Source organism: Algoriphagus faecimaris, assembly GCF_900101705.1.
GTDB classification, from domain to species: Bacteria; Bacteroidota; Bacteroidia; order Cytophagales; family Cyclobacteriaceae; genus Algoriphagus; species Algoriphagus faecimaris.
Genome location: NZ_FNAC01000001.1, coordinates 53,115 through 64,658 on the forward strand (window position 1 = coordinate 53,115; position 11,544 = coordinate 64,658).

9 protein-coding genes are annotated in these 11,544 nt (G+C 44.6%); 8 read left to right on the forward strand and 1 reads right to left on the reverse strand.

The annotated features are described in order from the left end of the window. The first annotated feature begins 325 nt into the window (after positions 1–325). The 8 genes from BLQ57_RS00245 (at position 326) to BLQ57_RS00280 (ending at position 10,342) form a co-directional block, all read left to right on the forward strand. On the forward strand, positions 326–1,714 hold the full coding sequence (locus BLQ57_RS00245) for a DUF6600 domain-containing protein (protein ID WP_087937689.1): 1,389 nt from the start codon (positions 326–328) through the stop codon (positions 1,712–1,714). A 127-nt stretch (positions 1,715–1,841) separates the two neighbouring features. Further along, positions 1,842–4,982 (forward strand): WD40/YVTN/BNR-like repeat-containing protein, encoded by a 3,141-nt coding sequence (locus BLQ57_RS00250; RefSeq protein ID WP_087937688.1) that lies wholly within the window; start codon positions 1,842–1,844, stop codon positions 4,980–4,982. A 197-nt stretch (positions 4,983–5,179) separates the two neighbouring features. Next, positions 5,180–5,620 (forward strand): nucleoside deaminase, encoded by a 441-nt coding sequence (locus BLQ57_RS00255; protein WP_087937687.1) that lies wholly within the window; start codon positions 5,180–5,182, stop codon positions 5,618–5,620. A gap of 250 nt (positions 5,621–5,870) precedes the next feature. Beyond that, the gene (locus tag BLQ57_RS00260; protein ID WP_087937686.1) at positions 5,871–6,758 is read left to right on the forward strand and encodes a sugar phosphate isomerase/epimerase family protein; all 888 of its coding nucleotides are present in this window, start codon (positions 5,871–5,873) and stop codon (positions 6,756–6,758) included. Next, positions 6,755–7,918: a mandelate racemase/muconate lactonizing enzyme family protein gene (locus tag BLQ57_RS00265; protein WP_087937685.1), complete on the forward strand. Its 1,164-nt coding sequence runs from the start codon at positions 6,755–6,757 to the stop codon at positions 7,916–7,918. Before BLQ57_RS00260 ends, BLQ57_RS00265 begins: the two co-directional genes overlap by 4 nt. 5 nt (positions 7,919–7,923) lie before the next feature. Further along, on the forward strand, positions 7,924–8,415 hold the full coding sequence (locus tag BLQ57_RS00270) for a VOC family protein (RefSeq protein WP_087937684.1): 492 nt from the start codon (positions 7,924–7,926) through the stop codon (positions 8,413–8,415). Continuing rightward, a complete protein-coding gene (locus BLQ57_RS00275) occupies positions 8,412–9,371 on the forward strand; it encodes a 2-hydroxyacid dehydrogenase (RefSeq protein WP_087937683.1) in 960 nt (319 codons plus the stop codon). Before BLQ57_RS00270 ends, BLQ57_RS00275 begins: the two co-directional genes overlap by 4 nt. A gap of 41 nt (positions 9,372–9,412) precedes the next feature. Beyond that, positions 9,413–10,342 carry a tetratricopeptide repeat protein gene (locus tag BLQ57_RS00280; RefSeq protein ID WP_087937682.1) on the forward strand — a complete coding sequence of 310 codons (930 nt, stop codon included), beginning with the start codon at positions 9,413–9,415 and terminating at the stop codon, positions 10,340–10,342. A 29-nt stretch (positions 10,343–10,371) separates the two neighbouring features. Here the strand turns inward: BLQ57_RS00280 and BLQ57_RS00285 are convergent, their stop codons facing one another. Next, positions 10,372–11,454, reverse strand: a complete 1,083-nt coding sequence (locus tag BLQ57_RS00285) for a glycoside hydrolase family protein (RefSeq protein ID WP_139162627.1) — start codon at positions 11,452–11,454, stop codon at positions 10,372–10,374. Positions 11,455–11,544: the final 90 nt, after the last annotated feature.

Sequence of the window (11,544 nt, forward strand, 5' to 3'; positions counted from 1 at the left end):
AGGGATTTTACGTTAAGTTTTTGAAGAAACATAAGAATCCTTTATAGATATTTTTACTTTGATTAGAATTACTTAATTAATATTTTTATTTAAGTTAGTATTTTTTAGATCTTATTTTATTTATAGTATTTTTTTTAATCGAACCTTAATTAAATTTTTTACGATAAACTAACTGAAGTCGAATCAATTTTAAAGAAGATCGAAAAATTGGCTTGATTTTAGTTTTAGTATGCATGCATCCTTTATTCAGAAAAATGCATCTAATAAAGTAAGAGCAACCACTAAACCTGTCCTAGTTTATTTGTCCAACTAAACCAAAGAAACCATGAAAACTACACTTCTCCCCCGATGGATAGCAGCGCTCATGATGGGATTTATTTCCCTGGGCTTGCTTTCCCCAAAAGATGCGACTGCTGATAATTTTAGGGGCGTATCTTTTCAGGTATTTTATGACGAGCTCATGCCTTACGGTGATTGGGTCAGAGATGCCAACCATGGCTATATCTGGCTTCCTGCTGTCAATGGGGATTTTCATCCTTATGGCACCAATGGGCACTGGGTCATGACTGAATTTGGTAACACCTGGGTCTCTTATTACGATTGGGGCTGGGCACCATTTCATTATGGTCGATGGTATTTTGATAATTACTATCAGAGTTGGGCTTGGATTCCCGGATATGACTGGGGGCCGGCATGGGTGAGTTGGAGAACAGGTGGTGGATATTACGGTTGGGCACCTTTGGGTCCTGGAGTGAGTATTTCCCTGAGAGTGAATATTCCAAGCAGGCATTGGGTATTTCTGCCTCATCGCAGGATGTATGATCCCTATGGCTGGAGGTATTATGCACCGCACCGCACTCGGGTCAGAATTATTAATCGAACCACCATCATCAACAATACCGTGGTATACAATAACAACACCTATACCGCTGGTCCTAGCAGACGCGAGGTTGAGCAACTCACCAGAAGACGCGTAAATGTCTACAATGTCAGACAAAGTGAGCGTCCCGGCAGAGCAAACCTAAGCAGAAACACCGTCGACCTTTACAGACCTGATCTCAATCAAAGAAGTAGAACTGCTGAAGCCAGACCTTCTAGGACCTTGGATGCTAATCAAGCCAGAAATAGAAGAGCGCCTGAAGCGGTGACACCAAGTCGAAGCAGAACTATGGATCGAGCTCCAGCCAATCAATCAGCTAATCCATCAGTGAGAAATAACACGGGAACCAACAGGACCACTTCGGGTGCATCTAGATCAGGAACTTTAGAAAACAGAAATAGCAATCCTAGAAATACAGATGTCAAAACCTTTGAAAGCAGGCCCTATGAAGCTCCAAGACAAAATGGAAGATCAATGCAAACTAGGACTACCCCTAGTCAGCGAGAAACCGTCAATAGGCCAAGCACTACTTCCCGTCAACCAGCTGTAAAATCCAGTCCATCAAGAAGTAGTCAGTCCACCTCGGTGAGAGTTCAGCAGCCTACTCGAAGCAGTACCGTCAAGAGAGCACCCGCTCCCACAAGACAGCAGCAGGTAAAATCAAGCCCTAGCTCACAGCGAAAAGTACAGTCTGCACCCTCTCGGAGCAACTCTAGGGTGAGCACCCCTGCCAAAAGCAATAGCAGAGTAAGTTCCCCCGCTAGAAGCTCCTCCACCAAAAAAGCTCCTGCTCGATCATCGGGAAGCGCTAGAGGAAACGGAAGAAACAACTAATCAATCAATATAAATGAAAAGCCATCTCAAAATTTGAGATGGCTTTTTTGATTTCTATTCCTTGTCTTTCTTTGATTTGCCCAAAATTCAGCTCAATTCCCTAACTTAAAGCCAAAACCACCTAATTATGAAGAAAAGCATCTTTGTGGTCTTTGCCTTTATCATCTTTGAGGCAATGGGCCAAATCAACTTTGACCAAAATCTCCCTATCAAATACCGCAATATCGGTCCCTTTCGAGGTGGCCGTTCTGTAACTGCCACGGGGGTAGTCAATGATCCTTTGACCTACTACTTCGGCACCACAGGAGGAGGCATCTGGAAAACCTCCGATGCAGGTCAGCATTGGGAGAATATTTCGGATGGATTTTTTACCACAGGTTCGGTAGGAGCCGTAGCGGTAGCCGAAAGCAACCCCAATATCGTCTATGTAGGCATGGGTGAGCACGCTCCAAGAGGCGTTATGACCTCCTACGGTGACGGAGTTTATAAATCCACCGATGCCGGCGAAACTTGGAAAAAACTCGGCTTGGAAAAAACAGAACATATTTCCAGGATTCAGATTCACCCAAGTAATCCAGACGTGGTTTATGTGGCCGCTCAGGGTGCTCTGAATGCCCCCAATCCAGATCGAGGAGTCTATAAATCCGTGGACGGTGGCGAGACTTGGGAGAAAATTCTTTTTGTGGATGAAAAAACCGGAGCAGTTGAGCTCAGCATGGATATGAATACACCTGAGGTCCTCTATGCCGCCATGTGGGAGCATCAGCGATTACCCTGGCAGGTAAAGTCCGGTGGTCCGGGCTCAGGAATGTATAAATCTACCGACTCAGGCCAAACTTGGAAGAAAATCGAAAATGGATTACCCCGAGAAAAAGGCAAAATGGCTATTTCCGTTTCTCGCGCAAATCCCAATAAAGTTTATGCTTTGGTGGAAAGCGACACTTACAAGGATCTGGGCGGACTCTTCGTGTCCAACGACGCAGGCGAAAGCTGGACCTTAGTTAATAAAGATAATCGCCTAACCCAAAGGGCTTGGTATTACATCGAGGTCTTTGCCGACCCCAATGATGAAAATACGGTTTGGGTACAGAGTGCTCCCATGCTGAAGTCCTTTGATGGAGGAAAAACTTTTGAAGCTATAGACGGAGCACATGGAGACTATCACGATTTATGGATCAATCCGAAAAACTCCAAAAACATGATTTTGGCGGACGATGGTGGTGGCTCCATCACTTTTAATGGGGGCAAAACTTGGTCCACTCAGAACAACATGCCTACTGCGCAATTTTATCGGATCAATACCGACAATCAATTTCCCTACCGTATCTATGCCGGACAGCAGGACAATACTTCACTGGTGATTTCCAGTATGGCCCTGGGAAGAGGTACGATTACCCAAGAGCATTGGAATTATTCCGCGGGTGGTGAAAGTGCCTTCTTGGCTTTTGATCCGGATGACCCGAGATATGTACTGGGAGGAAGCTATCAAGGAACGATCGAAGTACTAGACATGCAAACCAAAGGCTCTACTAGCATCATGTCGGCCCCCATTCAATACCTAGGCATGAGTGCTGAGGATATGAAATACCGCTTCAATTGGAATGCGCCAATCATCTGGTCTCAGCATGAACCAAATACCTTTTACCATGCTGCCCAAGTACTACTCAAAACTCAGGATATGGGCCAAACCTGGACGGAAGTATCTCCGGATTTGACCCGAAATGAAAAAGAAAAACAAGGAACTCCCGGCGTGCCATTTACCAATGAAGCTGTAGGGGCAGAAAATTATGGCACCATTGCTTATGTGATGGAGTCTCCTCATGAGGCTGGAGTGATCTGGACAGGAAGTGATGATGGCTTGGTTCACCTGACCCGAGACAATGGAAAAACTTGGGCCAATGTCACGCCAAAAGGCATGCAGGAAACGCTTGTCAATGCCATTGAGGTTTCTCCACATGATCCCGCTACAGCCTATATCGCCACGACACGTTACAAATTCAACGATTATACGCCTGCCCTTTACAAAACTACCGATTATGGAAAGTCCTGGACCAAGATTTCGGAGGGAATTCCTTACGGCGCATTCACCCGCGTGGTTAGGGAAGACACAAAGAAGAAAGACCTGCTTTTCGCTGGTACCGAGCAGGGGATGTACCTTTCACGAGATGGAGGATCCAACTGGGAGTCTTTCCAGCTTAATCTTCCGATCACTCCAATTACGGATCTGAAAGTTGCTCATGATGACTTGATCGTGGCAACATCAGGCCGATCCTTTTGGATCTTGGACGAACTGAATGTAGTACGTGAATTACAAAATGAAGTCAATCAAATAACCCTCTACACACCAGAAGATGCACTTTTGGGCAATTGGTACTCTTCGATGAATGGAGGAAACTTGGACGACTTTACCGGCATGCATCCCACCGAGGGCTTAAACCCTGCTAATGGCATGGTGATCCATTATGATTTGCCGGAGAATTTTAATGATAGTACAGAATTGACTTTAGAAATCTTGGACTCCCAAGGCAAGCTGATTCGTAAAATCAGCTCCAAAAGAGACCCGAATGCCAGAACTTGGGCCGGCGGACCTCCTTTGGAACCTACTATTTCTACGCGAAAAGGACTGAACCGCTTTGTTTGGGACTTGCGCTATCCTACTATGCCCGGTATTCCGGGTGCTTACATCGAATCAAGCTACCGAGGGCATAAAGCCATACCGGGAACTTATACCATCCGACTAAGTGGAGAAGGAATGACAGCCGAATCCAAAGCCCAAATCAAGGATATCCCTGCTTACAATTTGAGCCAAGCGGACTATCAGGCCTATCATGAATGGATGAGTCAATTGGAAGCTGATGTAACTAGCATGCATACCCTAGTGAATACCGCCAAGGACTACCAAGACCAACTCGCCACACTCCTGAAAAAGCTGGAAGGCAAAAAAGAATATTCTTCTCTGAAAAAGGAGGGCGAAAAACTTCTCGAAGAACTGAAAGCCTGGGATGAGGAGATGATTCAGCGCCGATCTACGGCCTATGACGATGTGGAGAATTTTCCCAATAAGTTTACCGCCAACTTCCTCTTCATGCTCAATCATGGAGAGAGTAGCATTCCCAAAATCAACGAAGGCACCAAAAGCGAATACGCCCGTTTGATGGAAGAGTGGAAACCACTGAAAACCGAGGGAGAGCGATTGATTCAGACAGCCATTCCAGCATTTAATAAGCTGGCGACAGATAAGGGGGTTGGGGTGTTGTTTGTGGAGTGATTTTAATATACTAGGTGAATTAGACTTAGAGCCAGACCAGTTTCATGGCCGCTACATATTAGCGGATCAAAAGGGAATCTGGATTTCTACGGACCATCCCGAAATCCAAGAGGACTTCTTACGTTTTCAGTTGATCGGAGTAGTCAAATAAACTATATTATATCCTCATTAAGTAAAAACTACCAGAAAAATAGACCATGGATCAATATCTCGAAGCAGCAATCAATGAAGCTAAAACCGGACTACATGAAGGAGGAATTCCCATCGGATCGGTTTTGGTACATCAGGGAAAAATTCTTGGAAAAGGGCATAACAAGCGGGTTCAACAAAAAAGCGTGACCCTCCACGGAGAAATGGATGCCTTAGAAAATGCCGGAAGACAGCCCGCTTCAGTTTATCAGGAATCGGTACTCTACACCACGCTATCGCCCTGTCCCATGTGCACGGGAGCGATCTTACTTTATGGTATCCCCAAAGTGGTGATTGGAGAGAATCGCACCTTCATGGGATCCGAAAAATTATTAAGAGAAAACGGCGTGGAAGTAGTCGTAGTCGATGATCCTACCTGCGTAAAAATGATGGAGGAGTTCATTTCCAAAAACCCCAGCCTATGGAACGAGGATATTGGTGAGCCTTAATCAAAACCTTCGAAGTCCAAGTTTTCAAAGAGTAGCCCAATGGTAAAAGAAGGTAAAGTCAAGACCTGATAAATCGCTATTTAATTCGTTTTTATCAGGTCTTTTTTATTTGCCTAGTTCTAAGCTCCTTTCACCGACTATCAAAAAATTTTAAAGATTAATCCTAAAAAGACTCAATTCAGAAGCCAGTTCAGCCTTTTTCAAAATTTTCGACTAACTTAAAGCGGAACAAATCAAACCCTGTTTTTTTATGCAAATAGCCATTCATAACTGGATGCGGGCCGAAACACTGGAAAGCACCCTACAACGGATTTCTGGCCTCGGATATACCCATATTGAAATTCAAGGCGCTCCGGAAAGCTATGATAGCAGTCAGGTTAAGGAGCTATTGGAAAAATACCAAATCCAATGTTGGGGCTCAGTTACCCTGATGCTCGAGGAACGAAATCTCTTAGCCAAAAATCCCGACCAAAGAAAGAGATCTATCCAATACGTGCTTGATCTTGCCCAATTGGTTGCTGACCTAGGCGGAAGTGTGATATCATTAGTACCAGGTACCGTGGGCAAAATCATCCCCGATGCTCGCCCGGAAGAGGAATGGGAATGGGCCGTAGAAGGAGTCAAAGAGATCTATCAATTTACCGAAGCCAATGGCCTCAAAATCGGCATCGAACCTATCAACCGATTCGAAACCTATTTTATCAACAGAGGCGCCCAAGCCCTAGCTCTGGCGGAAGCAGTAGGTCCAAATTGCGGTGTTTGTTTGGACACTTTTCACATGAATATTGAAGAGTTGGATATGTTTGCCACGATGAGGGAAGTAGGTTCACGTCTGGTAAACTTCCATGTTGCCGACAACAATCGAATGGCTCCTGGCATGGGCAAACTGGATTGGAAACGGATCATGAGCACTTTAAAGGAAATTGGATACGATGATGTCCTTTCTGTGGAGTTCTGTCCACCCATTGATCGTACACCTGCAAATCCCTACCCTAACTCCATTGATGAAGCGCCGGAGGGCTTGAGCAAAGAGCAGCTGAAATTCCTTCAAGATCATGGAAGTACTGCCGTGACGGATGAATTTTATACGATGCTAACCCAGCGTTCGATCGATCAGCTCAAACCTTACCTTAAATGAAAATAGCTAATATTGAAGCCTTTTGGCTTCGCTGTCCCATTCCCAAAGAAAAACAACACCGCTCTGATTATGGGCTTCTGACCAATTTTGACATGACTTTAGTTGTAGTCACCACCGATACGGGCCTGCAGGGTTTTGGTGAAGCTAAAGCGGCAGTAGGTTCATCCGGTTCCTGCGCCAGCATTGTCAGCTGTGTGGAAAACGAACTAAAACCTGCCCTCATCGGTCAGGAAGTAGGACAGATTAACAGGATTTGGGAAATCGTATACAATGGAACTCGTGATCATTATTCCCTCTCGAGAGGGAGGAAATTTCCTATTTTAGGAAGAAGAGGCCTGACCATTTCAGCCCTCAGTGGAATCGATACTGCCCTTTGGGATATCAAAGGTAAGACCCTGGGTGTTCCTGTTGTAGATCTTTTGGGAGGTAGCTGTCGAGATCAAATGCCCGCTTATGCTAGTGGCGGCTGGGCTGGCGCGGACAAGATTGGAGAGCAGTTGAAAGGTTATACTGAAAAAGGGTTCTCAGGAGTAAAAATGCGAGTCGGTGTGATGGACGGTTCGGTCGCAGAAAGCATCAAGCGAGTTCGCGCAGCAAGGGAAGCTCTTCCCGATCACATCAAGCTAATGACTGACGCGCATGGTACCTTCAGTGTGCCCGAAGCCAAGCAGTTTTGTCGGGGAGTGGAAGATTGTAACCTGTATTGGTTTGAGGAGCCTATCAGCCCAGATAATCGAATAGGTACCGCTGAAGTGAGATCAAGCACCTTCATTCCTATCGCCGCAGGAGAAAGTGAATACACCGCTTTTGATGTTAGAGATATGATAGCAGAAAAGGCACTGGATATTATTCAACCTGACTGTGCCATCATCGGAGGAATCACAGAGGCCATGCGGGTGGCCCAATTAGCACATACCTATCAGCTCGAATTGGCTCCGCATTGCTGGGGATCTGCATTTTCTTTTATGGCAGGATTATCAGTAGCATTTGCTTCTCCTTCGGCCAATGTCATCGAATTTTCACTTGGAGGCAATCCAATGATGTACGATCTGGTCGAGGAAAAAATCGCAGTGGATGAGCAGGGAATGTTGCCTCAGCCAACCCGACCCGGTTTGGGCTTGACACCGAATTGGGATTTTGTAAACGAATTCAAACAATAGCAACCATGGCAAAAGCAATCAATATCAATCACGTCGCCTTAGTAGTCAGTAACTTGGAGGAAGCCTGTGAATTTTATGAGAAAGAATTGGGTATGGAAGCCATCCCGGCCTTCCTGTTTGACTATCCTACGGCTTTTTTTAAGATCAATGAAGATCAACAACTGCACTTGACCGAGTGGGAGGACACATATTCCTTTAGAGGTCATCTTTGTCTGCAAGTCGATGACATCAACACCATCTATTGGCGAATGAAAGAACTTGGGGTCATTGATGTCAAGCCTTGGGGACATGTGAGGCAGTTACCGGATGGCCCGATTCAGATGTTTGTCCGTGATCCTTCGGGAAATCTCATTGAACTTTCTTCCGCTCCGGATGCCAAAATTGACCCTAAAATATTTGAGGATGAGCTCTTCAAACCGGGAATATACGTTTCTGGACGCAATGATTTCCGAGGGTATAAGACCAAGGATGCCACGCTTTATCACAAAAACAAATGAGTGCTACAATCCTTCTTTTGGAAACCTTGGCTGATGAGGCGATGGAAATACTGGAGTCCGCGGAAGATGTGGAAGTAATCATGGGATTGGACGATGCAAGCCTTCAGACTGCATTAAAATCCCATGATATTTCAGCGATTATCACTCGCGGCAAAGGACAAATTCGGGCCTCCCTGATGGACCAAGTTCCTAACTTAAAAATCATTGCCCGAGCTGGAGTGGGACTGGACAATATCAACGTGGATGAAGCGAGTAAGCGAGGAATCAAGGTAGTCAATGCCCCAAACAGCAATGCCAATACCATCGCTGAACATACTATAAGTCTAATGCTCAATCTTCAGCGTAATCTATTTTCTGCATTTACTATGGTTAAAGAAGGTCGCTGGAAAGAAAGAGGAAATTATATAGGAGATGAACTGCATGGAAAGACTCTCGGGATTTTAGGAATGGGAAACATCGGTAAAAAAGTAGCTCGGATTGCCGAAGCTTTAGGGATGAAAGTATACTATTGGAGTGCTGTCAAAGAACCGGTCCCCTACCCCATGCTATCCCTCCAAGAGGTGCTGAAAAGCTCAGATGTGGTCAGCTTGCATCTGCCTTTGACCGTTGAGACAGAAAATCTGATCAACGGTGAAGCTCTAAATCAAATGAAAACTGGAGCTCTACTAATCAATACGGCTAGAGGAAAAATCATTGATCAGAAAGCTTTATTTAAGGCTCTTGAATCAGGAAAACTAGGAGGGTTTGCCTCAGATGTCCTAGCAGTAGAGCCACCTGAGACAGATGAGCCTTTGATCAAGCATCCCAATACCCTGATTACAGCCCATGTAGGAAGTCTGACCAAAACCACCTATACTCAAATGTGTATTATGACGGTACAAAATACACTTGCGATTTTAAGAGGTCAAGAACCCATGGAAAATTGTATATTTAATAAAAGAAACTTGATCAATTAGAAGTTTCCAGAGTTGCATTAGCCCACCATAATACTCCATGTATGAGAGCACCTTCCTTTGTACTATTCATCTTCCTCTTGTATTCCTGCGGTCCAAAAACTGAGGATTCTAATTCGAAGGAACCATTGAATGAAAACAGCTTTACCACTCCTTTGGGAAAGACTTTCACTGTACCTACACCACCGGAGAAACTGTTGATTCAATTTGAGGAAGCTAAATCTAATTATGAAGCAAACCCAGAAGATATCGAAGGGTTGATTTGGTACGGAAGAAGAGCAGCCTACATTGGAAAGTATCAAGAGGCAATCGATATTTATTCAAAAGGAATCGAAAAATCCCCAAACGAAGCCAAGCTGTACCGCCATAGAGGGCATCGCTATATTTCTCTCCGAGAATACGATAAGGCCATTTCCGATTTGGAAAAAGCCGCCGAATTGATCCAAGGAACTGAAAACGAAATCGAGCCGGACGGCATGCCCAATGCCATGAATATTCCTGTAAGTTCCTTGCATGGAAATATCTATTATCATTTAGGTTTGGCTTATTATTTAATCCACGATTATGAAAAAGCCTATGAGGCCTACCTCCGCTGTCGAGAAAGTGGATCGCATTACGATAATATAGTCTCAAGCACCCATTGGCTTTATATGATTCAACAGCGATTGGAAAACCCCGCAAAAGCCGATTCACTTTTGGCCCCAATTCATGCGGATTCTACTGTCATCGAAAACCAAAGTTATGCTGATCTCTGCGAGCTCTATAAGGGTTGGCTGCCAGTCGACTCCCTGATTCAAGAAGGCCCGGGAAGTCCGTCCAATGATGCCGTTCGCTACGGAGTTGCCAATTGGTATTTGTATCATGGAGACACGGTTAAGGCCCGACAAATGATGGAAAATCTCATTGATGAAAAAGCCTTTACTTCCTTTGGGTACTTGGCTGCTGAAAGTGATTTGATCTATTATTTTAAGTGAGCTAAAAAGTTGAAACTTATAATTTGCATTCAACGAGGGCGCTCTTCCCCATAGAGTTCCTTCATCACTTGCAGCTTTTCTTTGTTCTCAAGAAGTGATTGGTCAGAAAACATCATAATCCCTGTAGAAGGCCATTGAGCCCCTTGGATCATCACTTCTCTAAACTCCTCCGCACTTACAATACCCGGATTATCGTGTGACTGAACGATTGGCCAAATTTTCGGGGAATCATTCCTCTCAAGATCAAGTACTCCACCTATCCAATTAAGGTACTCCCCCACCCATTTGGTAGGCCTTCCCTTCATGTGATGAAAAAGCATCGGCGCCATCACATCTACTCGTTTGGCTAGAGCAATGGGGTCCAAGCCCATAGTTCGGTACAAAGCAGAATCGTAATCCGTAGGATACCAAGCGCAGTGAAAAACACCTAAGATGGCTTCAGGCTGCGCTTGACGAAGGATTTCACCCAAATCTTCTACCCATTCATTGAGTACATCTACTCTCCATTTTCTCCATTGGGCATCTACATTTTCTAGGATCCATTTGGCACGATCGGGAACGTTTTGTCCTGGAATTAGCGTGTCAATGCGCTCACCAAATGCCGTGGTACACCGATCACAGAAACAGGTTTCTGGCAAAATCGGCTCGGTAGTTTCAAATTGCGCATGCCAATGCACATAATCTAAAAACAGTCCATCCACTTCAAACTGACCTAGTATCTCGTTTAATTGATCCGAACGAAATTGCTTAAAACCAGGATGGGTGGGACAGATTCCCATAAACCAATCTGCAGGTGGGGACTGCTCCCCTTTTTCATCGATAGGCCAAGCATCAGGATGGTCAACCAAGTAATCTTTGCCATTTAAGGTGGCAAATTCCACAAAAACTTTCATCCCTTGCTTTTTTGACTTTTCATAAAAGTCCTGATTCAAAGATCCACTTCTCACAAAAACCGCATTCATACCCAAAGAATCAAAGGTATACCCTTCGCGAAGCAAAGTCCCCGGGTTACCATAAACTCCCTTGATGAATTCATCAGAAATTTCTTTCGAAACAGGAGCATTACAGGAAAGCAAAGCAAGAATAAATATAAAAACTAGAGTGCTTTTCATAGGTTGAGCGAATTTGAGAAGAAGGATCAACTTACCAAAAGAAACCATTTTTAAATCAAATCAATCGATTACTCCTGTATATTAACTGAT